Consider the following 23248-nt stretch of genomic DNA (forward strand, 5'->3'; position numbering starts at 1 on the left):
CCGGGGCGAAGTTGCCGGACCGGTAAACCTCGCGAGCCCACCCGGTGTCTTGCTGGTTGACGAGGCCGGGAGGTCAGATGAGGGATTCGCGGGGGGTGGAGTTCGACGACTTCGTTCGCTCACGGTCGGGTGTGCTGTTGCGGGTTGCCTTCCTGCTGACCGGGGACCGGCACGCGGCGGAGGACCTGCTTCAGGAGGTGCTGGAGCAGATGTATGTGCGCTGGCGCCGGGTGCAGATCAGCCCGGAGGCGTACGCGCGACGTGCGCTGGTCAATCGGTCGATCAACCGGTGGCGGTGGCGTGCCCGGCGTCCGGAACAGTCGCTGGGCGACCACGACGGGGTTGCCCGGGACCACGCCGACGCGGTGGCGGTTCGCGAGCTGGTCGTCGGGGCGCTGCGGGCGTTGCCGGCTCGGCAGCGGGCCGCTGTCGTGCTCCGTTACCTGGAAGACCTGCCGATCGTCGACGTCGCCGCGGCGATGGGCTGCTCCGAGGGTGCGGTGAAGAGCCACGCCTCCCGTGGGTTGGCTCGGCTGCGAGAAGCGCTGGCCGGATCGAATTTCGTCATGCCCATCACTGGACCCGGGAGTTCGCGATGACCATGAACGACAGTGACGTGCGCGCCATCCTGCATCGCGCGACGGTCGACCTGGTCAGCCCACCGGGCCTGCTCGCTGAGGTGCGTCGGGGTGGGCGGCGGCGGGTGGTGCGCCGGCGGGCCGTGTTGGCGGCGGTCTGCGCGGCTGTGGTGGCCGTGCCCGTGGCTGGCGTCCTCGACCTGCCCGGCAACGCCGGAGATACACCTGTCGCTTCACGGCTGCTCGACCAGCCCACTCGCGGTGATCTGGCCGCCGACGAGGGATACCTGCGGCAGGTCCGTCAGGTGTGGCAGCGCCGGATCAAGGAGGTCGGAGATCGGACGCGCGGCGAGCCGCACGTCGTGTGGGCAGGAGGTACGCCTGCTGGCCCGGCCGCCTACGTCGCCCACGCCACCGCACACGGCACGACTGTGGGGTTCGTCGAACCGACCGCCGGCGACCCGCGCGTCAGCACCCTGACCCAGGCCACCGACAGCGAAACAGACGGCCTTGAGCAGGCGGCGCTGCTCGGACCGCAGCGCGACGTACTCCTTGTGCTGGACTTCGGGCAACCGGTGCAGTTCTCGTCGCAACTGCGGTACAAGCCCGATGGCAAGGTCGAGCGGACCTTCGAGCCGGTGGCATTCCAGGACGGTGCGGCGGTGTTGTCGGTGCCGCCGCAGCGCACGAAGCTCACCGTCGCGCTCTCCCGGACTCCCGTTGAACGGCAGAACGCGATTCACATCGACGGCACGAGCGAGATCTACTTCCCCGGCAACAAGGATCGGCCCGCACCACCGCTTCTTCGCCACACGTTGCCCGGCGCGGAGCAGGTCTGGGGCACCGATCCGGCTGCCAAAGAGGTGAACGCGCCGACCGAAGCCCTCGCCGAATACATCGACCCTGTCGGAGCGCACACCCACAACGGCTCTCCCCTCCTGTGGGTCTACGGGGCAACCCCCGACGGCCGGCGGCTCCTCGTGGAAACCGTCCAGTACGACGACGACCCGGCCCGCGTCATCGCGCTGCTCGCCCGCAAATATCTTCCGTTCGAAGCGGTGGCCAGCACGACCGCGGACTGGTCGGCGCCCCTCCCCGTGCGGCTACGACTGCCCGACAACCAGGGCATTCTCGTCGCCGCCGAGGGTTCGGCGCTGAGCTACCAGATCGCCGACGGTCAGTGGCAGGACGCCGGCCGCAACGCGGCGCTCCTGCCCGCGACCGCGACCGAGGTACGGGTCACCGACGCCAACGGGACCACCACCAACGTCCCGGTCGCTTCCTGAGTCAGCTCCCCGACAACCGTAAATACCGCGCTCACCGACGCGTTGATGGCTACCTTCACCCACAGGCTGGTTCACCCGTCCTTTGTATCGGCAGCACGACCCCGCACCGCAGCCCTCGGCGACAGGGGAAGTTCGAGATGCCCGGCGCAGCGTCCGCCACGGCAGACGCTGCGCCGTTGCGTCCCACCCAACTGCTTCGCCGCAACAGGCCATTCCGAACGCTCTTCTCGGCACGGCTCGTCTCGTACGCGGGCGATTCACTCAGCCTCGTCGCTCTGATCTTCCACGTCGCCGAGACGACGGGTAAGGGACTGGCGGTCGCGCTTCTGCTCCTTGTCGGAGATTTCGCTCCATCCCTGTTGGGTCCCTTCACCGGAGCCCTCGCTGATCGGCTCAATCTCCGACGGTTGATGGTCGTCTGCGAACTCATCCAAGCTGTGGTCCTGCTGGTCATCGTGCTGACAATGCCCTCGCTGCCAATGCTGCTGGCTCTCGTCGCGGTTCGCGCCACCGCGTCGCAGCTCTTCCAACCGGCATCTCGGGCGGCGGTGCCCGCACTGGTCGGTGACCGTGACCTGGAAACCGCCAACTCCACCCTCGGGTTCGGCTCCAACGCGGCAGAGGCGGTCGGCCCCCTGCTCGCCGCGGCCCTGTTCCCCCTGGTCGGATTGCGTGGTGTGCTGATCGTCGACGCCGTGTCGTTCCTGGTCTCGGCCGTCCTGCTCGCGACGCTCCCCTCACTACCGCCAGCAACCGGCGATGGGCGCCAGCCGTCCCTGCTGCGACAGGCCAGAGCGGGCATCGCCTATCTGTTGAGTGTTCCGACGGTGCGGGTGATCTTCCTTGGCTTCACTGCGGTGGTCGCCTTCAACGGGGTCGACGACGTAGCCCTGGTGCTGCTGGCCCAGAAGACCTTTCACGTCGGCGAATCCGCGGTCGGGCTTCTGCTGGGCGCGGTCGGTGTCGGACTGGTGGCCGGTTACGCCATGTTGTCCAGGTGGGGCACCCGGGCGTCGATGCCGCTGCTGCTGATCGCGGGCTTCGCCGTCAGCAGCAGCGGCAACCTGCTGACCGGGCTCGCCTGGGCCGTCGCCGCCGCGATCGCCCTGCAGGCCGTCCGTGGGTTCGGGTTGGCAGCCATGGACGTCGCCTCCAGCACGCTGCTGCAACGCACGGTGCCACCGGGCATGCTCGGCAGGGTCTTCGGAAATCTGTACGGTGCGATCGGGGTCGCCGCCGCGACGTCCTACCTCGCCGGTGGTGTCCTGCTGGACGCCACCTCCGCCCCGGTGACCCTGATGGTTGCGGGCGTCGGCGGCCTGGTGGCCACCGGCGTCGTCGCGCTGCGGCTGCCGCGGGCGATGCGACGCGCCGACGAGGCTGGTGCAACGCCGACACCATCCGCGCCGACAATCTGATCAGGTCGGGCCGTCGGTGCGCAGCCGTGCGTGCAGGTGCATGTCGTGCCAGCCGTCGGCGTGGCGAACCGACCCCCGGGCCACGCCCTCCACCGGAAAGCCGGCCCGCGTGGCCACCCGGCACGACGCCGCATTGGCGGTCGAGTGCTCCAGGGCCAGCCGGTGCAGACCGGCCCGCGTGAAACTCCACCGGGTGAGTGCCCCCAGCGCCTCGGTGGCGATGCCCCGACCACGCGCGGCCGGCACCAACCAGTACGACAGGTGCGCCGACGCCTCGTCCAGCAGCACGCCCCGCAACCCCACCTGACCCAGCGGTCGGTCGTTGGCGTCGACGACGGCCCAACTGGCCGACGTCTCGTCACGCCAACGGCCGGCCCACTGCGCCGTCCACGCCCGCGCCTCGTCGTCGCCGTCCATGCGCCGGACGTGCCACCGCTGGATCTGCCGACAGTCGAAGGCGGCCCGCACTGCCGGGGCGTCGTCGTCGCGCCACGGCCGCAGGGCCAGCCCGGGGCGTACCGGAAGGTGGGGTTGCTCCTGGGCGGCGAGGCTTCCGGCGGGCAGGGCTGGTGCGACGAGCAGCGGCATCAGCCCATTATCGAGCCGGCGGCCTCACTTCCCGGTCGGGCTGCCCGCGAGTTCGGCGACCACGTCGAGGTGGCCCAAGTGGCGGGCGTACTCCTGCACCAGGTGGAACAGCACCCGCTCCAGCGACGCCGGGTCCGCGCCGTTCCACCGCGGGCCCGGCGCGCCGATCTCGGCCAGGTCGTGTGCCGTCACCACGGCCGTGGTGTGCGCGCCCTGCACCCGCAGCGCCGCCACCAGGTCCGCGCGGGTCTCGAGCGCAGGAAGACCTCGGTGCGGCTGCCGGCCGGGTCGGTGGGCTCGGGGAACGAGGTCATGATCCGGCCGGCAGGTCACGGCCGCGCTGGCGCACCCCGGCCGCGCCGTACGGGTAGTCGCCCACCAGCGGGGCGCTCGCCTCGTCCAGCAGCCGCATCTGTTCGGCGTCGAGGACCAGGTCGGCGGCGGTCAGGTTGTCGTCGAGCTGGTCGGTGGTCCGCGCGCCGAGGATCACCGAGGTGATTGCCGGTCGGGCCGCCAGCCAGGCCAGCGACACCGCCGACATGGACACGCCCCTGTCCTCGGCGATCTGGCGGACCGCGTCGAGCACCCGCCAGGTGCGCTCCTCGGCGTTCCGACCCGCGTACGCCTCGACGCCGCGCTGCGGGTTCTCGCCGAGCCGGGTCGCGCCGGTGGGCGTGCTGTCGCGCTGGTACTTGCCGGTCAGCCAACCGCCGCCCAGCGGTGACCACGGCAGGATGCCGATGCCCTCGTTCTCGCAGACCGGCACCAACTCGAACTCGATCTCCCGAGCCAGCAGGTTGTACTGCGGTTGCAGGGTCACGATCGGGGTGAGGTTGAGGTGCTGGGTGAGTAGGGCGGCCTTCTGCAACTGCCAGCCGGTGAAGTTGCTGACCCCCGCGTAGCGGATCTTGCCGGCGCTGACCGCGTCGTCGAAGAACCGCAGCGTCTCCGGCAGCGGGGTCAGCGGATCCCAGGCGTGCGCCTGGTACAGGTCGACGGCCTCGACGCCGAGTCGGCGCAGGCTGGCGTCCAGGGCGCGGGTGAGATGCACCCGGGACAGGCCGGCGTCGTTGGTCCCCGGGCCCATCGGGAACCGCCCCTTGGTGGCGATCACCAGGCGGTCGCGCAGGTCGGGTCGGCTGCGCAGCCAGCGCCCGATGATGTCCTCGGAGACGCCGGTGGAGTAGACGTCAGCGGTGTCGATGAAGGTGCCGCCGGCCTCGACGAACCGGTCCAGTTGGGCGAAGCTGCCGGCCTCGTCGGTCTCCGCGCCGAAGGTCATCGTGCCCAGACAGAGGGTGGACACCAGGGTGCCGGTGTTGCCCAGAGTGCGATAGCGCATATCGTCCTTTCGGTCCGAGTGACAAAGCTGATCTTCGCACCCGGTCCGACCACCCGCACGGGGCGGACCGCCGCGGCGCGTTGAGCGCCGCGGCGGTCGCGCTCCGTACGGTCAGGCCGAGCGACCTGTGGTTCCGGCGACCAGCGGATGCACCTCCAGATCGCTGCAACTGTCGGTCTCCCACCTCAGCCGTACCGACCGGACGTCGTCCGGCGGCGTGATCAACAGGCTCACGTACGGTTTGCACGCGGCGCCGTCGGCGCGGAAACCCGACGCCTCGACCAACGCCGACGCGGACCTGCCCGGATGCAACGTCACCGTCGGCGGCCGCCCGGTCCCCGCCGGACCACCCATATAGCCGCGCCGCGTGCGCTCGGCATGCGCCAGGGTCCTGCCGTCGCCACCCAGCGCGTCGACCCCCGGGTAGCCGGTCAGTCGGCAGGCGGCCCCTCCGCTGTTGCGGAACACCACGGCCACGCTGCGGTGTCCGCTCGCGGCGTCCTCGGACGCGAGCGTGACCGTCAGCTGCGCCGTCGTGCACCGGCCCGGCGTCGAGTCGGGCGCGCCCGGCGGCCGGGCGCCGACGGTCCCGGCCGCCGAGCTGGGCACCTCGGGAGAACCGGTCGTCGGCGACTGAACGGTGGGCGACGGCGTGGTCGGCGCCGGGGTGCTCGGCGGGGTCACCGGAGAGGGCGTCACCGCCGGCGGTACCGCGTCGTCGAAGGACGAACGCCACGCGCCTCCGACCGCAATGGCGCCCAGTACCGCCACCGCCAGGGCCCCGGTGCCAAGCCGTCGGCGCGCCGTCCGGTGCCCAGCACGGCGTCGGACGGCCGCCGGGGACTCGGGTCGCGCCACGGCCGCCGCACTCCCGGCCAGGTCGGCCAGCCTCTCCTCGAACGGGGCCGGCTCGCCGGCCGCCCGATGCAGGTCAGACATCTTCCGAGATCCTTCCGTCAGCGCTGTCCGTCAACTCCGTGAAGTGCTGGGCCAGCGCCTGCCTGCCCCGGGCGAGCCGGGACTTCACCGTCCCCAGTGGCGTTCCCGTCTCGCGGCAGATATCGGCCAGTGGCAGGCCGACGAGGTGGTGCAGCACCACCACCCGCCGCTGCTCGTACGGCAGTCCCGCCAGGGCTCCGATGAGTTCCAGATGACCGGAGCCGGTCGACTGGACAGGATCCTGCGGACCGTGCCGCCGGTGGGCGGCCAGCCGGTTTCTCGCTCGACGCCAACTGCTCACCGCGATGCGGTAGGCGACCGTGCGGACCCACGCCTCGGGACTGTCGTACTCGTTCAGCTTCGTCCGTCGCTGCCACGCACGGCAGTACGCCTCCTGTACCGCGTCCTCCGCCTCGTTGAGATCCCCCAGCATCGCGTACAGCTGCCCGACCACGCGTCGATACGTGCTGGTGTAGAAGTCGTCGAACTCGTCGACATGCAACATCCCTTCGCCCCCCGCCCTTCCGGCGTCCCATCGACGTCCACCGCACTCACGCCTCGACCGCCGCCGAGGTTCCACCGAGCAGGATTCTCGTTCTGTCCGGACGGCGACAGCGCGCACCACGGGCACCACGCGGCGACGCGGCCGGCGATGATGAGCGGGTGAGCGAACACGCAGTCGACACCGACAGTCCCCGTCGGCCTGCCACGGTCGGCCCACCGGGCGAACCGGAAGTACCCGGTCCGCGGGCGCTCGGCCCGTGGTGGGTGGCCGCGGCGACCACAGTGACGCTGCTGCTGCTCGCGGGCCGTTACGGCTATCACCGCGACGAGCTGTACTTCCTGCTCGCCGGTCGGCACCTCGACTGGGGCTACGTCGATCAGGGGCCCCTGGTCCCGGCGCTGGCCCGGCTGCTCGACACGATCGCCCCGGGCAACCTGGTGGTGCTGCGTACCCCGTCGGCGATGCTGGCCGGCGGCGCGGTGCTGCTGGTCGCCGCCATCGCCCGGGAGCTGGGTGCCGGCCGGGGCGGCCAACTCTTCGCGGCGGTGCTCGCCGCGCTCTCCGGCATCGTTCTCGCCAGTGGCCACCTGCTCAGCACGACCACCGTCGACCTGCTGGTCTGGCTGGTCGCGGCGTGGTGTGCGGTGCGGTTGCTGCGTACCGGTGACAGCCGCTGGGCGCTGGGCATCGGGCTGGCGCTCGGTGTGGGCATGCTCAGCAAGCTGCTGCCGGCGCTGCTGGCCGTGGGCCTGGTCGCCGGGGTGCTCATCGCCGGGCCGCGTCGGCTGCTGCGCGACCGGTGGGTGCTCGCCGCCGCCGGGATCACCGTGCTGCTGGCCGCGCCGAACCTGATCTGGCAGGCGACCAACGGTTTTCCGCAGCTCGACGTTGCCGGGTCCATCTCCGACGGCGACAGCTCCTACAGTGGCCGCCTGGAGTCGTTCACCCTCCACTTCGTCATCATCAGCCCGTACGCCGTACCGATCTGGATCGCCAGCCTCGTGGCGCTGCTGCGTCGGCCGGAGTGGCGGGCCTACCGGGCGGTGGGCTGGGCCTGGGTGGTCGTCGTCGGCATCGTGCTGATCGCCGGCGGCAAGGGTTACTACGACGCGCCGCTGTTGCTGGTCCTCACCGCCGCCGGAGCGCTGGTCACCGTGGCGTGGGCCTCGCGCGGGTCGCTCTGGTGGCGTCGTGGGTTGCTCACGCTGGGCGTGGTGCCGTTCCTGCTGCCCAACGTCGTGCTGCTGCTGCCGGTGCTGCCGGCCGACCGGTTGCCCGGGTTCGTGGTCGACGTCAACTACGACGCCGGCGAGACGATCGGCTGGCCGGAGTTCGCCGACTCGGTCGCGAGAGTCCATCGTGGGCTGCCGCCCGAGGAGCGGTCACGGGCGGTCGTTCTGACCGCCAACTACGGCGAGGCCGGCGCACTGGCGCGTTACGGTCCGGCCCGTGGTCTGCCCCGCGCGTACTCCGGGCACAACAGCATGGTCGACTTCGGTCGCCCGCCCGCCGACGCGGACGTGGTCATCGCCGTCGGTTGGGAGCGCCCCGACCAGCTCAACACCTGGTTCGAGCGGTGCACCCTCTCCGGGGTGGTGGACCAGCGGGTCGAGGTGGAGAACGACGAGAATGGCGGCCCGATCCACGTGTGTCGGGGGCTGCGGCGTCCGTGGGCGCAGATCTGGGACACCGAGGTACGCCACACCGGCTGACCGTGCACGACAGGCTTCGCCGGTCAGCCGGGGTCAGCTGGCTCCGCCGGTCAGCCAGGCCTGGATGCCGACCAGGGCCTCGGGGCCGGAGGTGGCGTCGACGTCGCGGGCGAGATCGGCGATCGTGACCGCAGCGAGCGCCTGGTGCCACGCGTCCTCGGCCGCCCACATCGCACGGGAGACCGGGCACGGCGTGGTGCAGGCGTCGGTCGGGGTCGCGAACGGGCCGCGCTGGCGGATCTCGGTGCAGACGAAGGCCCTGCCGGGACCGTCGACGGCCCGGACCACGTCGAGAAGGGTGATGCTCTCCGGTGCGCGGGCCAGCACATAGCCGCCGGACTTGCCCTGAGCGGAGTGGATCAGGCCGGCGCGGGCCAGCGCCTGGAGCTGCTTGGCGAGGTAGCTGCTGGAGACGTCGTGCAGTTCCGCCAGCTTGGCCGCCGGAACGGGCGTGTGGCTGACGGTGAGCACCACGCAGCAGTGCAGCGCCCACTCGACCCCGCCGGACATCTTCATGACGTCACCCTAGTCACCCCGTTACTCGGACTCGTTGTGTCCGAGTATAGTTCTCGGACAAGGATGGTCCGAGTTTCGGCTGAACCTCAGCAGTCGGACCACACAGTCACGGGAAGGTGCATGGGATGAAGATCGCCGTACTGGGCGGGACCGGCCTCATCGGGTCGCAGGTCGTCAAGATCCTGCAGGCCGCGGGGCACGAGGCGGTGCCGCTCTCGCCGTCCACCGGGGTGGACCTGCTCACCGGGCAGGGCCTGTCCGACGGGCTCGCCGGCGCCGAGGTCGTCGTCAACCTGACGAACTCGCCGACCTTCGACGAGGCCTCGCCCGCCTTCTTCCAGACGACCATGGACAACCTGCTGGCCGCAGCCGCTCGCGCGGGCGTCGGCCACGCGGTGATCCTCTCCATCGTCGGCGTCGACCAGGTGCCCGACCTGGACTACTACCGCGCCAAGAGCCTCCAGGAGGAGATCCTCACGGCCGGTCCGATTCCGTACTCGATCGTCCGCGCCACCCAGTTCTTCGAGTTCGTCGAGGCGATCCTGTCCTGGACGGCTGACGACACCACCGTCCGCCTGCCCAGCACGCCGGTGCAGCCGATGGCCGCCGCCGACGTGGCGCAGGCCGTCGCCGAGGTCAGCATGGGCGCGCCGTTGCAGGGCATCCGCAACGTCGCCGGGCCCGACGTCTTCGCCCTCGACGATCTGGGGCGGATCACCCTCGAAGCCCGCGGTGACCAGCGCACCGTCACCACCGACAACACCGCCGGGATGTTCGCCGCCATGTCCGGCGATGTCCTCATCGCAGGCGACGACGCCGTCATCGCGCCCACCGCCTACCGGGAGTGGCTCGCGCGCCGGGCCTGAGCAGGCACACCCCGCGTCTCGCGGCGGCGATCGACCGCCGCCGCGACGCGCGGGCACGGCGGCGGGATCCCCATCCGGCACGAACTGGTGCTCGAGTTGCGTCTCTGACCAGGGCTTCAGCCGGCGCAAGGCCGGTTACTGGCGCATCCCACCCCGTGCCGTGCTTGTCCCGGCCCGCCACTCGCGCGCCAGGATCGCGAAGACGAGCTGGTCGGCCCACTCCCCCTTGAACAGGTAACTCTCGACATGGCGGGCCTCCTGGCGCATACCGAGTCGCGTCATCAGCCGGGCCGATGCGGCGTTGCGACAGTGGCACCGGCCGTAGACCCGGTGCAGTCCGAACTCGGTGAAACCCCAGTCCAGCACCGCGGTGGCGGCCTCCGTGGCCAATCCGCGACCGCAGTGGTCGGGGTGGAAGACGAACCCGAGTTCGGCGGTACGCTCCAGCTGGCTGCGCCACACCAACTCCACGATCCCGATCACCCCGGCGTCGGTCACCACGGCCACCGTGAGGCAGTCACCCTCCGCGCGCCACGCGTCCTCGCCCGCCATGGCGAGCACCGACACCCGCGACTGCTCCCGGGTGCGCGGCTCCGCGCCGAGCATCCAGCGCACGACGTCGGGCCGACGCTGAAACGCGTACACATCGTCGAGGTCGTCGATCGTGACCGGGCGCAGGACGAGCCGTGCGGTGCGGATCGGATAGGTCGGCTGGAACATCACGCGATCGTAGAGACCCGTGCGGAGAGCTCCGGTGCCGGTCGTTCGGCGTCCATGCTCCGGGGCAGCAGCAGCGGGCTCGCGAGGATCACCAACCCGGCGACAGTGATGGCCGTGCGCGGGCTGGTGGCCTGCGCGAGCAGCCCACCGAGCGCGCTGAGGATGGCGATGGCCGCGCTGCTGCCGATGGACCAGGCAGAGAGGGTGCGGACGATGCGGTCCTTCGGAGTCTGTTGAAGGCGGTAGGTGGCGAGCACCGGGTTGTACAGGCTCATGCTGATGATGATCGCGAACTCGACGGCGATCACCGTGGCGAGACCCACCACGCCGGGCTGAACGAAGGCGAGGCCGATCAGCCAGATCGCGCGCAGCGTGCCCACGGTGCGGATGATCCGTTGTTGGCCATGGCGTGCCACCACACGACGGGCCAGGCGTGATCCGATGAGCCCGCCGACGCAGGGCACGGCGAAGGCGAGGCCGTACTGCCACGGCGGGAAGCCCAGCTCGCCGAGCAGGAGCACGGCCAACAGCGGCTCGGTGGCCATGATCAGCCCGGCGACGAGCAACTGGTTGAGGTAGAGCGCCCGCAGACCGGGGTGGGTCAGCAGGTGCCGCCAGCCGTCGAGCAGCTCACCGGCCCGGACCCGGCCTGCGCCGGTGCGCCGGGGGTGGTCTTCGTGGCCGCGAATGGCGGTGAGGCCCAGTGCGGAGAGCAGGTAGCTGAGCGCGTCGGCCACGACGGTGACGACCGGCCCGAAGAGTCCTACCGCGGCGCCGCCCAGCGGCGGCCCGAGCGCGATCGAGCTCCAGGTCGTCGACTCGAACCGCGCGTTCGCCACCAGCAGGTCGTCCGGCCGCACGAGGGCCTTGAGGAAGGCGCCGCTGGCCGCGTTGAAGGCGATCTTGGCGGTGGCGAGCACGGCCGAGATGACCAGCAACTGCTCGAAGCTGAGCCGGCCCAGGGCGTACGCGACGGGGATGGTCAGCAGGACCGCGAACCGGGTCAGATCCATAGCAATCATCACGTGCCGCTTGCGGTGGAACTCCACCCACGGCCCGAGCGGCAACGCGATCAGCGCGCCTACGGCCGGCCCCAGCGCGGCCAACACGGACACCTGGGCGGGGCTGGCCTGCAACACCAGCACGGCGATCAACGGCAATGCCCCGAAGCCGAGCCCCGAGCCGTAGGCGCTGACCGCGTACGACGCCCACAACCAGCCGAACCGCCGTCCCAGGGATCGCCTCGCGGACAAGCCCACACCCCCGCTCCCGACAACTCATCGTTGACCGCCGCGATCAAAGCAAGGCGGGCGACCATGGATCAAACAACCGCATGGGCGGCGAGTCACAACCAAAGGTTGTGTCGGTAGGGTTTGTCGGGTGAACCTCGACGCCGTCCGTACGTTCGTCGCCGCCGTCGACGCCGGCCAGTTCCAGGACGCCGCCGCCGCGCTGTCGATCACCCAGCAGGCCGTCTCCAAGCGAATCGCCGCACTGGAGAAGGACCTCGGGGTACGGCTGTTCACCCGCACCGCGCGCGGCACCCACCTCACCGTCGACGGTCAGACGTTCCTGCCGCACGCCCGTGAACTGCTCCGGGCCGAGGCGCGCGCCGATGCCTCCGTACGCCCCGGCCGACGGGCGCTGCGCGTCGACGTGCACAGCCGACGGATCGCACCGGCGGTGCTGTTGCAGGACTTCCACCGCGCGCATCCCCGCATCGAGCTGGACGTCGTCACCCTCGACGCCGACGTCCACGCCGCGATGGCCGCCGTCGAGGCGGGGACTGTCGACGCCACCTTCCACGCCGTAACCGTCGCCGCGCGTCACCTGCCCGCCGCGATCAGGACCACCCGCGTGATCGACGAACACCACGAACTGCTCGTCGGCCCCCGCCACGCCCTGGCCAACGCCCCCACCGTCACGCCCGCGCAACTCGCTGAGCATCGCATCTGGATGCCCGGCATGGCTCCCGGCACCGAATGGGCCGACTACTACGACGAACTCGCCGCCGCGTTCGGCCTCACCATCGACCTGGTCGGGCCGGTCTTCGGCAACGAGGCGCTGCTGGCCGAGATCGCCGACTCCGCGGAGCTGGCGACCCTCGCGGGGGAACGCACCCGGTACCTGTGGCCGGACAGCTACGACCTGCGCCGCGTACCGGTGCGCGACCCGGCACCCATCTACCCGATGTCACTCATCTGGCGCGACGACAACCCGCACCCCGCGCTGGCCGCACTTCGCGACCACCTCGGCTCCCGACGGGTGCAGGCACCCGGCGCCGAGGTCTGGCTACCGGCTTGGGCGCACCTCGGCTAGCCAGGTCGGCAGACAACTGGTCGTCGTGACGGCGGCGGGCCCGACCAACGGCAGCCCATGTGGTGCTCGGCCAAGGCGCGTACCGCTGCCCGAGGGGCGTCCGCGCGAGGGCGGCGGCAGCCACGCCGCGAGCCCGGGGTTGCCCAGTGCCGGCGGACACCGCCGGGTCGGCGCCCGCCGGCACCTCGACGAGGCTGCACGTCTACCCGCGATGATCACCGCGATGTCTCGGCGTGTTGACATGCGTTCATCCGGCACTACATTTAACGTGTTGGTTAAGTGACTGGAGGCTCTGGTGTCTGGCAGCGATCAACTCAGCGCGGTGTTCTCGGCGCTCGCCGACCCGACTCGACGGGCGATCCTCGCCGAGCTGGCCGACCGCGACGCCACGGTCACCGAGCTCACCGCTCCGCTCCCGATCTCGATGCCGGCGGTGTCGCGGCACCTGAAGGCGCTTGAGCGCGCTGGGCTCATCTCACGCACCCGGTCGGGGAAGTTGCGGATGAGTCGCATCGAGGCCGCCCCGCTGCGCGAAGCCGCCGAGTGGATCGAGCGCTACCGGCGGTTCTGGGACACGTCCCTCACCCGCCTCGACGCCCACCTCGCGGCCGTGCAGGCCGCCGGCCGGCCAACGGACCGAACGATCCACGGCTCGGCGTGTCCCGACAGGGAATCCCCGAGCAAGGCTCACGACAAGGAGAATTGATGGACAGCGACAAACCGCCAATCGTCATCTCACGAGTGGTGGACGCGCCACGGGAGCTGGTCTACCGAGCTTTCACCGACCCGGACCACCTGGCCGCATGGTGGGGACCGATCGGCAACTCATTGCCCCGCGGCGACATGAAATTCGACGTTCGGCCTGGCGGCTACCAGCGGTGGACCGAGGTCTTCCCGACCCAACCCGACCTTCGAGTCGACGTCCACATCGACCTCACCGACGTCGTCGACGGCGAACTGCTCGACGGCGTCGCGCACGTCACCGGGCAGCTGCCGGAGGGCATTGAGCCGCACGAGACAAGGATGCGGGTCGAGTTCCACGACGAGGCCGATGGACGGACGCGCCTCGAGATCCGTCAGTGGCTCCCGGGGAGGGTGGTTGGCCCCGCCGAACAGGGTTGGAACGAGGCCTTCTCCAAACTGGACGCCACACTGCGGAATGTCCACGCCGTCGCAGTCGACGTCGAGGTGTAGCGCCATGGCCAAGCTGATCTACGTGAACAACGTGTCCCTCGACGGTTACATCGAGGACGAACACGGCAGATTCGACTGGACTCCACCCGACGACGACTACCTCACGTTCATCACTGATCTCGTCCGGCCCATGGGCACCTACCTCTACGGCCGGCGTCTGTACGAGTCGATGTCCGTCTGGGAGACCGAACCTGCCTTGGCTGCACATTCGAAGCTCACTGCCGACTTCGCCGACGTCTGGCAGGCAGCGGACAAGGTCGTCTACTCCACCACGCTGGACGCGACCTCGACCGCCAAAACCCGGCTCGAAAGGAACTTCGACCCCGCCTCGGTACGCGCCATGAAAGCCTCGGCCACCAGTGACCTCACCATCGGAGGTGCACACCTCGCGGCGCAGGCATTCCAGGCCGGGCTGATCGACGAGTGCCACCTGCTGATCCATCCCATCCTCACCGGCGGAGGCAAGCCCGGACTGCCCAGTGGCACCCGCCTTGACCTGGAGCTACTGAGCAATCGCCGATTCAGCAACGGTGTGGCGTCCCTGCACTACGGCATCCGCACCTGAGACGGTCGTCGGCGTCACCGACCTGGACGTGTGTCGGTGACGCCGACGGGCGCCGCCCAGCTCGTTCTGTGCGATCTTTCGGATCCCCGTCAGTCTCCATACCAGTGCAGTGTCAGGCCAGGCTCGTCACGCCAGCGCGCCAACAACGCCTTCAGCGCCGCCACCAGCTCACGCTCCGCTTCGTCAGCCGCCGCCGCCGCGAGACGGTCGACGTCAGCGTCGAGCTGCGGCAGATCCTCACGAACGAGTACGCCATCTGACCACGGGCTGAGCTGACCCAAGATTGGAAGTCGGTTACCGCCGGCGGCGTTCAGCAGCGGCAGCAACTCCTCCACCGGCACGTCGAGCAGCAAACCGCGCTCCTGCGCCGCGGTCCACTCGTCGGCGTTGGCGCGATGGCGCTCCCGCCGCTGCGCGCGGGTAGCCCGACGCAGGCTCGTCGGACGCGGCAGCGGAGCGCGCAGCACCAACAGCAGACCCACCCCGGCGAGGGTACGGCAGCTCTGGTGTGGACAGCACGGTCGGCTACCGGCCGGAGCGCGACCACTCGCCGAGCGGGCGCGCCGGCGGGTCCGCCGTCGTTCGACGAGGCTGTGCGACCTGGGTACGGTGACACTGTGCTCTCGGCCGTGAAGGGTCTGTCCCGGTACCACACCGAGGAGTCGCTGCGCGTCTACCTGCTGGAACGCTCGCACCGTACCGAGAACGGCTGCCTGGTCATCGAAGGTTACGGGCGGCGACGCGGGGTGCACCAGAAGGTCGCCGGTCGCGCGTGGGCGCACATCGCCGCGTACGTCGTCCTCGTCGGCGGGTACGACCCCGCCCTCGACGTCGATCAGACCTGCGGTGCCGCCGACTGTATCGAGCCGACACATCTGCGCCAGCTCAGCCGGGCCGAGGCCTGCCGCAGCCGCAACCAGTTGGCACAGTGCCGCAACGGCCACGACCGTGAGCTCGACCCGGCCACCGGCCGGTACCGTCGGGTCTGTCGCAGTTGCAACCGGGAGGCCCAACGCCGCTGGCGTGAACGCGAGGCCGCCGAGGTAGCCCAAGCCCGCGCTGCGTACGGCCGCTCGTAGTGATCGTCCTGAGATGACCAGTTTCCCCGCGACCGCCCGCCGGGTGCGTGACGAGAGCCTCAGCCCCCGACGGCGCCGTTCGCATCTACGGGACTGCCTCTACCACTTCGCGCCGTACGGCTTCCACGCCACCTGGCATCACCTGGCGACCCGGCACCGCATCCCCGGCGACATTGAGGTCGATCCCCCGTCGATGGTCCGGGCCCTCGGCGAACTCGAGACAGCCCGCGTTCTGGTGCTGGCCAGGGCAGTCGCTTTCGCGGCCCAGCGGCGACTGCAGAAGCAGGAGGGCCGACGAGTCCCCACGACGCCGCATCCGTGGGACTCGTGGGGTTGCCATGACATCGCCTACTGCCCCGATCCGCAGAAGCATCCCACCGAGGAGCTCTCCATCGTGGTGGAGCGGGTGCTCGATACGTACGCCGCAGGGGTCGACCCGGCTGGACGTTGCCTGGCCTGCGGCGACGAGAACCCCCGCCCGGGAAGGGCCTGCCGAAACTGCGGCGTCCTACCCGGCGGGTATGGCAACCCGGTCTGAAGCATCAGGAGCAGAGCAGGTGCCGCGGTAGCAGGCACCCCGCAACTCACCTCGATGATCGTCGGCCGATGCTCACCTTGGCGAGGACCGGTCTGGTCACATCCTGGTTGTCGATGACGACGTCAGCGCGTTCGTGAGGCGCGCAGGCGGCGAAGTACAGCCGCTGGCCGCCGACGTAGCGGCTGATGCTGGGATGTTCGGGATCCGGATGCGAGCCGTCGCGTCGGGCCATCCGGGCCACGGTGACCGCGAACGGCGCGTCAAGAAAGACGGAGAAGTCCCAGAACTCCACCAACTCGTCACGGTGCAGGAACAGCCCGTCGACGATGAGTACCGTGCCAGGCGCCGCGGTCCGCCGCGCAAGATCCAGGACCTCGTCTGTCCGAAGATCATGGACAGCAGGACGGTAACGGCGAGAGCCTCCGAGACCGAACGGCTCCAGCACGTTGTGGACGAGGGCTTCGTAGTCGTAACTATCGAGCCAGAAGCCTTCCGGCGAATCCCGGCCCCGGCGATGCCGCGCAGCCCGACGGTGATGAAAGTCGCCGACCCCGTCAACGGCCACCCGTACGCACTGCGGCGCGGGGAACGTCGGAACCATGTCAGCGACATCGTCAAGCAACTGCTCCCGCGCGACGCTCACGCCGTTCCTCCGTCCATGGACCGGAAGCGCCGCGCCCCCACGGATCGAGGAAGTCATTCTGGCAGAAGCCTCACCACCAGCGGCCCGCATCAAGTCCCGTCGGGACAGGACAGGCGGCTCGTCCGACCACTTACACCAGTCTCATTCGTTACACAGCATAACTGTCATTATGGTGCCTGCACGTTTCGCACCTTTCGTCCCGGGTGATTAGCGGATTATCGTTAACAACAATCCAGTATTCGGCTCCCTGGAGCTCAGGCCCACTCGTCGGCCGCCTCGGGAACGCTGTGGCTTTGCGGCCCCCACGCGCTGAGGATGTCGGCATGAATGACCACAGTGCGAACGCGGTCGACGAGCAGGAGGAAGCGCTACCGGGCGGCAACATGGGGGGTGCAACTCGTGTCGGTGCCACTGTTCGGCGCGGTGCCGGGACCTGGAGCCCGACGATTCAACGCCTGCTCCGACACCTACGTGAGCGTGGGGTCACCTGGGCTCCGCAACCGCTCGGGACCGATGAGCACGGACGCGACAGCGTCTCGTACCTGCCGGGCATCGTGCCGCAGTACCCGTTGCCGAACTGGGTCTGGAGCGATGGCGTCCTCACCGATGCAGGTGTCCACCTTGCACACCTTCACCAAGCCACCGCCAGCTTCGACACCGTCGGCGGAGTTTGGCAGTTCCCGGTGCGACAGCCAGCTGAGGTCATTTGTCACAACGACTTCGCGCCGTACAACATGGTCTTCACCGACCGGCGGCTCACCGGAGTCATCGACTGGGACACGGCCTCGCCCGGTCCCCGGTCGTGGGATCTGGCCTACCTTGCCTACCGGCTGGTGCCGCTGGCCCATCCCGACAACGGCGACGCAATCGGCAGTGACGTACGCGAGCGGGCACGTCGGCTGCGCATGCTCTGCGATGCCTACGGCTCGGGGCAAGACCCTGCTCACGTCCTCCAGGCCGCGGTCCATCGACTACACGACCTCGCCGCCTTCACCGAGGCGCGGGCTGATCAGGGACAGGAGAGCATTCGCAGTCACGTCGGGCTCTACCGACGCGACGCGAGGTGGATCACCGCGCACGCCGATCAGTTGGGCCGAGATGTCGCCTAGGCCACCAGTTCGCTGCGGCGACGTGCGACTGGCTTTAGGTGTTGGCGCGGGTGGCTTCGCGGACGGGTTGGAAAAGTTCGATGAGGTTGCCAGCGGGGTCAGCGAGCAGGATCTGACGGCCGCCGGGCCCGGAGACCAGTTCGCTGCGGAACGCCAGGCCAGCGTCGCGGAGCCGGTCGATCTCGGCGTCCAGGTCGTCGACGATGAGGTGGATACGGTTGCGGCCGGGGCTGGTGGCGTCGTTCGGGGTGGCGCGGGCGCCCGAGCTGGCGGGTCCGGACAGCAGCAGTCGTAGCCGGCCGCGGACCACGTCGGCGAAGGCGGGGGCCGCGCTGGTCTTGAGGTGAAAACCGAGGTGGGCGGTGTAGAAGTCGACGGCGGCGTCAACATCGTCGACGAGGTAGCGGACGTTGACGTACTGCTCAGGTGTGCTCACGGTTTGGTCTCCTGGGGATCGGTGGCGAGGACGGGCAGCAGATGCCGCACGCGGGTGTCGATGTCGGCAGCGACCTGCAAGAAGGCGGGGTAGTCGTCCCTGGTGCCGGCTGCGGCGGGGTCGGGGATGCTCCAGTGCAGCTGACCGGCCGGGTTACCGAAGTCGGGGCACACTTCTCGGGCCTTGTCGCACAGGGTGATCACGTAGTTGAAGCGGCGGCCGGTGAGCGTGTCCAGGTGCCGCGGGTGCCGGCTCGCGACGTCGACGCCGAAGTGGTCGCGAAGCACCCGCACGGCATGGGGGTGTAGTTGCGGTCGGGGGCGGGTTCCTGCGCTGGTCACCTGCACGTGCCCGGCGGTGTGGCGTCGGAGCTGGGCTTCGGCGATGGGGGAACGTGCGCTGTTGCCCGTGCACACGAACAGCACGGTTCGCGGCGGGTGGACCGGCGGGGTCGGTGGAGTGCTGCCCAACTGCAGGGCGGGGTGCAGGGCGGCGCCGGTGCCTGCCAGCGCGTGAGCGCAGTTGTCGAGGTCGAGGTGGTAGTAGCTGTCGCGACCGTCGAAGCTGCTGCGGGTGGCGGTGACCAGGCCGCCGTCGCGCAGCAGCCGCAGGTGGTAGGAGACAAGGTTCTGCGGCTGGTCCACGAGGCTGACCAGTTCGCGGACCCGCAGGTCACTGCGGGCGAGTGCGGTCAGCAGTTGCCAGCGCAGCGGGTGTGCGGCCAGCCGAACGAACGGCGGCGCAGTGTGACTCGGCGGCACCATGACCACAAAGATACATCAAACTGGTTTGATCGGTTTGGGGCGAGCGGAAATGTGGCCTCACGCCCAACTCCCAGTTCCGGCGGTACGCGTTGACGTGGCCGACCCACTTCGTCGGCACGAACCGGCCGGGGCGCCGGCCGGGACCTTGCGGGCGCCGGCGGCGTACAGCCCGTCCAGCCGCACAGTCAGCTCAGGTCAGGTCCGGAGCCAGCGATCGAACCAGGCGCGGGTCCGGCGCAGGACGTCGAGTTGGTGGTTGCGTTCCCGGATCGAGTGGCCCTCTCTCGGGTAGATCACGAACTCGTGCTCGACGTCGAAGTGGCGTAGCGCCCGGTGGAGGTACACGGCCTGTCCGAGGGGGACGTTGGTGTCCTCGGCGCCGTGCAGGATGAGCACCGGAGTGCGGATGTTGCCGGCGAAGGAGATTGGGCTGACCGCGTCGTGTGGGTGTGGGCCGATACCCGACCAGCCGGTGCTGCCACCGAGTGCGGCTTCGAACTGGCCGTTCTCCCCGGTCGCGGCGAGCATGCCCCAGTCGATGACGCCGGCGCCGACCAGCGCGGCGCAGAAGCGGTCGGTCTGGCCGATGGCCCAGGCGGACATGAAGCCGCCGTGGCTCCAGCCGGCGATGCCCAGCCTGTCGGGGTCGGCGATGCCCTCGGCAACTAGCAGGTCGATGCCGGTCAGGATGTCGGTCCACTCCTGCTGCCCGACCCGGCCGGCGACGCTGGCGGCGAACTGGTGGCCATGGCCCTGACCGCCGCGCGGGTTGGGCAGCAACACCGCGTAGCCGGCGGCGGCCAACCACTGCGCACTGGGAAACCAGAACAGCTGGCACCGATCGGCGTAGCGATCGTACGGGCCTCCGTGCACGATCGTGACCAGCGGGAACGGGCCTTCCGATGCGGTTCGTCCGACCGGCAGCACGAGCAAGCCGTCCAGGTCGAGGCCGTCGGCGGCGCGGTAGGCCAGCGGCTGTTGCGTGCCAAGCGGAATGCCGTCGAGTTCCGGCCGGGTGTTGGTGATTCTTCGCAGCGGCCCGGTTGGCGCTCCGATGTGAACGTTCGGGGTTTGGTAGCGGGTGCCGGTCAGTGCCGCGACTTTGTCGCCGGTAGGGGTGGTGGTGAGGTTGTCGAGGCGTCCGGGGTGATGCGACAGGGTCGTGAGGTTGGTGGGGTCGAGCCTGGCCAGGGTCGTGTTCAGGCCGTCGGCGAACACCACCAGCGGTACGGCGTCGGTCTGGCGAAGTTGGGTGGGGCACATCGAGAGACCAGCGGTGCGGTTGCGCAGGACGCGGCTGTCCAAGGCCAGGTCGAGCACGGCGGTGCCGGCCTGCAGAGTCGGTGGGGTGAGCGCGATGTAACCGAGGTGCCAACCGTCCGAGCCCGGCCACCAGGCCAGAGATCGTGCGTCGACCTCGACCGGTCCGAGGTTCTCCTCGGTCCCGGTCGTGGGGTCGAACAGGTGCAGTTGGCCGGTGCGTGGACCGTGGTCGTTGTCAGCGCTGGCCCAGGTCAGCACGGCAATTGGGCCGCCGTCGGGACGTTGGCGCAGTTCCACGACGTGCCGGTCACCGAACACACTCGGGGTGGTGACCCGGCCGGTGCGCAGGTCGAGCAGGCGCAGTCGGGCACGCGGTTCGCGCTCGCCGACGACGATGGCGTCGTCGCGGTCGCGGGCACGGTCGGTGTCCTGCTCGGTGGGTTCGTCCTCGGCGAGCAGAGCGACCAGGTTGGGGTCGCTGAGCGGCAGGTGGTCGACGATGCCGGCGCGCCACTTGGTCAATGGGGTCATCGTGCGGTCGGCGAGGGTGAGCCCGTGCAGTTGCGGGGTACCGCGGTCGGCGCGGTCGGACAGGAAGAACAGCGTTCCCGAGTCGGCCGACCAGCGTGGCTGGGATTCGGTTGCGGTGTCGGCGGTCGCCCGGCGTGACGCGACGGCGGCATCAGTGTCGACGAGCCAGAGTTCGGTGTCGAGGTGGTCACCGGTCCGGCTGAGGGGGGCGAGAACGTAGCAGAGCAAGCGCCCGTTCGGTGCGAGCGCCGCGGCCTGCGGGGCGCGACCATCGGCCACGAGTTCGGCTGTCAGACCCGTCATGTGATGAGTCTGCCAGCGTCCACAGAACGTCATGCGTCGGTCCGGTACTGGATCGACGCATCCGATTCTCACCGAGTGTGCCCGCGATCGATCGGCGGCCACAACCAGTAAGCCAACCGATCCGATGGTCAAGATCCTGGGTGGGCTCCGGGCCCGGGCAACAGGTCGATGTCAGTTGCCCGCATGGGCTGTTCGCACTCCGAGCACCGCAGCTCCACATGACTGATCTTGCCGCAGGCGTGGTGGCGGTACAGCACCGGCGGGCCGGCCTCGCCCGCCGTCCACCGGTCACCCCACCTCACCATGACAAGCAGCAGATCGCACAGCTCCCTGCCCTTGTCGGTGAGCAGGTATTCGTGCCGGAGCGGCCGGGCGGAATACTCACGCCGGGCCAGGACGCCCTGTTCGACCAGCCAGTTCAGCCGCTCGGCGAGCACCTTGCGGGACATGCCGAGGCCCCGCTGGAGTTGCTCGAAGCGGTGCGTGCCGGCGTAGACGTCCCGCAAGATCAGCGGAGACCACGGCTCACCGATGACGTCGAGGGTGCGGGCGATCGAGCATGCCATGGCGCCGAATTGCGTTCGCTGCATGACGTCACGATACGCAAGGTGGTTCCTTCAAGGAACTGACTCTGTTAGCGTCACAACCAGTCCGTTCCTTAAGGAGACGGACTGGTTCAAGCCCCCTCTACACGCGTATGGAAGCCGAAAGAGGCCCGTATGAACCATCCGCCGATCGTGCCGACCGGGGACTGGCAAGAGGCAGTGAACACCTTGCGAGTCCACGAAAAGGCACTCACCCGCCAGCTCGACGCAGTGGCCGCGGCGCGTCGCCGGCTACCGATGACGCCGGTCGAGCAGGACTACGTGTTCGAGGGCCCGTCCGGGCCTGCCAGTCTGACCGACTTGTTCCAGGGCCGCCGCCAGCTCATCGTGTACACCTTCATGTGGCACGGCGTCGACGCTGTCTGCTCCGGCTGCTCAATGTTCACCGACAACGTCGGACACCCGGCCCACCTCAACGCCCGCGACGTCACCCTGGCGTTGACGTCCCATGGCCCACTCGACGACCTGCTGGCGCTGCGGCGGCGAATGGGTTGGGCCCTGCCCTGGTACTCGTCGCTGAACAACAGCTTCAACGCCGACATGGGAACCGGCGACGGATTCGCGCTGAACGTCTTCCTCCGCGCCGACGACCGGATCTTCCGCACCTACACCACCACCGCCCGGGGCGTGGAACGGCTCGGCAGCAACTGGTCCTTCCTCGACCTGACGCCATACGGCAGACAGGAGACCTGGGAGGACTCGCCGCAAGGCTGGCCGCAGACCCAGCCCTACCAGTGGTGGCGGCTGCACGACGAGTACGACACGACCAAGGACCCGTCATGAGGGTCGACACGCCAGTCGCTGAACTCCTCTTCGGGCAGGAAGATGCCACACCCTTCAACACCGACGTGGCGACACTCAAGCCTTGGAGCCAGGCATTGGCCTGTCTGGATTCGGCGCACAAGTGTTGGCTGTCCACGGTAGGTCCGGATGGCCGTCCACATGCCGCGCCGGTGATGCCGGTGCTGGTGGATGGGGTGCCGTGCATTGCGAGCCGCCCGAGCTCCCGCAAGAGCCGAAACCTGGCCGGCAACCCCCGCGCTGTCATCACCGTGAGCAGCGACAACCTCGACCTGGTGGTAAGCGGTGAAGCTCACCAGGTGTCGGGCGAGACCGCGCTGCGCCGGGTGGCCGCCGCCTTCGCAACCAAGTACGGCTGGACGTTCGCCATCAGGGACGGCCGAGTCCATGACGAGAGTCTGCCGGGGTCGCCCCGGTATGCCTTCTACAAGGTCTCCCCCGTCCGGGCTTTCGGCTATGGCACGGACGGACTGACCGCGACCCGTTGGCGGTTCAATCGCACCTGACTGCCGGGCTGTGTCATGAACCGTCACCGGCACGTCCAGCCTCACATCATCAGTGACCGGGCTCGGGGCAACTCAGAGCGTCACCCCGAGCCCGGTCGCTGATAGTTCCTCAACCTCGAGGC

28 protein-coding genes are annotated in these 23248 nt (G+C 69.6%); 14 read left to right on the plus strand and 14 right to left on the minus strand.

Features of this window, described 5'->3' with window-relative positions; all coding sequences use genetic code 11:
• The first annotated feature begins 77 nt into the window (after positions 1-77).
• From FB453_RS06970 to FB453_RS06980, 3 genes are all read left to right on the plus strand, one after another.
• A complete protein-coding gene (locus FB453_RS06970; protein WP_145788438.1) occupies positions 78-599 on the plus strand; it encodes a SigE family RNA polymerase sigma factor in 522 nt (173 codons plus the stop codon).
• On the plus strand, positions 596-1864 hold the full coding sequence (locus FB453_RS06975) for a hypothetical protein (RefSeq protein ID WP_145788440.1): 1269 nt from the start codon (positions 596-598) through the stop codon (positions 1862-1864). The genes FB453_RS06970 and FB453_RS06975 overlap by 4 nt, the downstream gene beginning before the upstream one ends.
• 137 nt (positions 1865-2001) lie before the next feature.
• The gene (locus FB453_RS06980; RefSeq protein ID WP_145788442.1) at positions 2002-3282 is read left to right on the plus strand and encodes an MFS transporter; all 1281 of its coding nucleotides are present in this window, start codon (positions 2002-2004) and stop codon (positions 3280-3282) included.
• On the opposite strand, the gene FB453_RS06985 is transcribed toward FB453_RS06980, so the two are convergent.
• The 5 genes from FB453_RS06985 to FB453_RS07005 form a co-directional block, all read right to left on the minus strand.
• Positions 3283-3870, minus strand: coding sequence for a GNAT family N-acetyltransferase (locus FB453_RS06985; protein ID WP_145788445.1), 588 nt, complete (start codon positions 3868-3870; stop codon positions 3283-3285).
• 24 nt (positions 3871-3894) lie between these two features.
• Positions 3895-4203 (minus strand): mycothiol transferase, encoded by a 309-nt coding sequence (locus tag FB453_RS06990; RefSeq protein ID WP_486480189.1) that lies wholly within the window; start codon positions 4201-4203, stop codon positions 3895-3897.
• On the minus strand, positions 4181-5212 hold the full coding sequence (locus tag FB453_RS06995; RefSeq protein WP_145788447.1) for an aldo/keto reductase: 1032 nt from the start codon (positions 5210-5212) through the stop codon (positions 4181-4183). The genes FB453_RS06990 and FB453_RS06995 overlap by 23 nt, the downstream gene beginning before the upstream one ends.
• A 111-nt stretch (positions 5213-5323) precedes the next feature.
• The gene (locus FB453_RS07000) at positions 5324-6151 is read right to left on the minus strand and encodes a DUF4232 domain-containing protein (protein ID WP_145788449.1); all 828 of its coding nucleotides are present in this window, start codon (positions 6149-6151) and stop codon (positions 5324-5326) included.
• Entirely contained in the window at positions 6144-6656 is a 513-nt protein-coding gene (locus FB453_RS07005) for a SigE family RNA polymerase sigma factor (RefSeq protein WP_112586924.1), read from the minus strand. Before FB453_RS07005 ends, FB453_RS07000 begins: the two co-directional genes overlap by 8 nt.
• A gap of 158 nt (positions 6657-6814) precedes the next feature.
• Here FB453_RS07005 and FB453_RS07010 point away from each other — a divergent pair, with 158 nt between their 5' ends.
• Positions 6815-8368, plus strand: coding sequence for a glycosyltransferase family 39 protein (locus tag FB453_RS07010; RefSeq protein WP_145788451.1), 1554 nt, complete (start codon positions 6815-6817; stop codon positions 8366-8368).
• 33 nt (positions 8369-8401) lie between these two features.
• Here FB453_RS07010 and FB453_RS07015 read toward each other — a convergent pair whose 3' ends face one another.
• Positions 8402-8884 (minus strand): RrF2 family transcriptional regulator, encoded by a 483-nt coding sequence (locus tag FB453_RS07015; protein WP_222431322.1) that lies wholly within the window; start codon positions 8882-8884, stop codon positions 8402-8404.
• Between the two features lie 125 nt (positions 8885-9009).
• Between FB453_RS07015 and FB453_RS07020 the strand changes: the two genes are divergently transcribed.
• Entirely contained in the window at positions 9010-9750 is a 741-nt protein-coding gene (locus FB453_RS07020) for an NAD(P)H-binding protein (RefSeq protein WP_145788453.1), read from the plus strand.
• Positions 9751-9885: 135 nt separating this feature from the next.
• On the opposite strand, the gene FB453_RS07025 is transcribed toward FB453_RS07020, so the two are convergent.
• Together FB453_RS07025 and FB453_RS07030 are read right to left on the minus strand one after the other, a co-directional pair.
• The gene (locus FB453_RS07025; protein ID WP_145788454.1) at positions 9886-10470 is read right to left on the minus strand and encodes a GNAT family N-acetyltransferase; all 585 of its coding nucleotides are present in this window, start codon (positions 10468-10470) and stop codon (positions 9886-9888) included.
• Positions 10470-11723 (minus strand): MFS transporter, encoded by a 1254-nt coding sequence (locus FB453_RS07030; protein WP_145788456.1) that lies wholly within the window; start codon positions 11721-11723, stop codon positions 10470-10472. Before FB453_RS07030 ends, FB453_RS07025 begins: the two co-directional genes overlap by 1 nt.
• A 127-nt stretch (positions 11724-11850) precedes the next feature.
• Here FB453_RS07030 and FB453_RS07035 point away from each other — a divergent pair, with 127 nt between their 5' ends.
• The 4 genes from FB453_RS07035 to FB453_RS07050 all read left to right on the plus strand — a co-directional run bounded on the left by FB453_RS07035 (position 11851) and on the right by FB453_RS07050 (position 14548).
• Positions 11851-12789 (plus strand): LysR family transcriptional regulator, encoded by a 939-nt coding sequence (locus FB453_RS07035; RefSeq protein WP_145788458.1) that lies wholly within the window; start codon positions 11851-11853, stop codon positions 12787-12789.
• Positions 12790-13084: 295 nt separating this feature from the next.
• Complete coding sequence (locus tag FB453_RS07040) at positions 13085-13495, plus strand: metalloregulator ArsR/SmtB family transcription factor (RefSeq protein WP_145788460.1); 411 nt, start codon at positions 13085-13087, stop codon at positions 13493-13495.
• A complete protein-coding gene (locus FB453_RS07045) occupies positions 13495-13983 on the plus strand; it encodes an SRPBCC domain-containing protein (protein ID WP_145788462.1) in 489 nt (162 codons plus the stop codon). The genes FB453_RS07040 and FB453_RS07045 overlap by 1 nt, the downstream gene beginning before the upstream one ends.
• A 4-nt stretch (positions 13984-13987) precedes the next feature.
• Positions 13988-14548, plus strand: coding sequence for a dihydrofolate reductase family protein (locus FB453_RS07050; protein WP_145788464.1), 561 nt, complete (start codon positions 13988-13990; stop codon positions 14546-14548).
• Between the two features lie 89 nt (positions 14549-14637).
• Here the strand turns inward: FB453_RS07050 and FB453_RS07055 are convergent, their stop codons facing one another.
• Entirely contained in the window at positions 14638-15030 is a 393-nt protein-coding gene (locus FB453_RS07055; protein WP_145788466.1) for a hypothetical protein, read from the minus strand.
• Positions 15031-15165: 135 nt separating this feature from the next.
• On the opposite strand from FB453_RS07055, the gene FB453_RS07060 reads away from it, so the two are divergent.
• Positions 15166-15627, plus strand: coding sequence for an HNH endonuclease (locus FB453_RS07060; RefSeq protein ID WP_145788468.1), 462 nt, complete (start codon positions 15166-15168; stop codon positions 15625-15627).
• A 13-nt stretch (positions 15628-15640) separates the two neighbouring features.
• Positions 15641-16165: a hypothetical protein gene (locus FB453_RS07065; RefSeq protein WP_145788470.1), complete on the plus strand. Its 525-nt coding sequence runs from the start codon at positions 15641-15643 to the stop codon at positions 16163-16165.
• A gap of 46 nt (positions 16166-16211) precedes the next feature.
• On the opposite strand, the gene FB453_RS07070 is transcribed toward FB453_RS07065, so the two are convergent.
• Entirely contained in the window at positions 16212-16808 is a 597-nt protein-coding gene (locus FB453_RS07070; protein WP_222431323.1) for a nucleoside/nucleotide kinase family protein, read from the minus strand.
• A 323-nt stretch (positions 16809-17131) separates the two neighbouring features.
• Between FB453_RS07070 and FB453_RS07075 the strand changes: the two genes are divergently transcribed.
• The gene (locus FB453_RS07075; RefSeq protein WP_145788472.1) at positions 17132-17917 is read left to right on the plus strand and encodes an aminoglycoside phosphotransferase family protein; all 786 of its coding nucleotides are present in this window, start codon (positions 17132-17134) and stop codon (positions 17915-17917) included.
• Between the two features lie 34 nt (positions 17918-17951).
• Here FB453_RS07075 and FB453_RS07080 read toward each other — a convergent pair whose 3' ends face one another.
• The 4 genes from FB453_RS07080 to FB453_RS07095 all read right to left on the minus strand — a co-directional run bounded on the left by FB453_RS07080 (position 17952) and on the right by FB453_RS07095 (position 21804).
• Positions 17952-18353, minus strand: coding sequence for a VOC family protein (locus FB453_RS07080; RefSeq protein ID WP_145788474.1), 402 nt, complete (start codon positions 18351-18353; stop codon positions 17952-17954).
• Positions 18350-19117 carry an arsenate reductase/protein-tyrosine-phosphatase family protein gene (locus FB453_RS07085; protein WP_145788476.1) on the minus strand — a complete coding sequence of 256 codons (768 nt, stop codon included), beginning with the start codon at positions 19115-19117 and terminating at the stop codon, positions 18350-18352. Before FB453_RS07085 ends, FB453_RS07080 begins: the two co-directional genes overlap by 4 nt.
• Positions 19118-19312: 195 nt before the next feature.
• Positions 19313-21214, minus strand: a complete 1902-nt coding sequence (locus FB453_RS07090; protein WP_145788478.1) for a prolyl oligopeptidase family serine peptidase — start codon at positions 21212-21214, stop codon at positions 19313-19315.
• A 128-nt stretch (positions 21215-21342) separates the two neighbouring features.
• Positions 21343-21804, minus strand: a complete 462-nt coding sequence (locus FB453_RS07095; RefSeq protein ID WP_145788480.1) for a winged helix-turn-helix transcriptional regulator — start codon at positions 21802-21804, stop codon at positions 21343-21345.
• 129 nt (positions 21805-21933) lie between these two features.
• Between FB453_RS07095 and FB453_RS07100 the strand changes: the two genes are divergently transcribed.
• Together FB453_RS07100 and FB453_RS07105 are read left to right on the plus strand one after the other, a co-directional pair.
• Entirely contained in the window at positions 21934-22602 is a 669-nt protein-coding gene (locus FB453_RS07100; RefSeq protein ID WP_091398194.1) for a DUF899 domain-containing protein, read from the plus strand.
• Complete coding sequence (locus FB453_RS07105) at positions 22599-23126, plus strand: pyridoxamine 5'-phosphate oxidase family protein (protein ID WP_145788482.1); 528 nt, start codon at positions 22599-22601, stop codon at positions 23124-23126. The genes FB453_RS07100 and FB453_RS07105 overlap by 4 nt, the downstream gene beginning before the upstream one ends.
• Positions 23127-23248 lie beyond the last annotated feature (122 nt).

Source organism: Micromonospora sp. CNZ322, assembly GCF_007827755.1.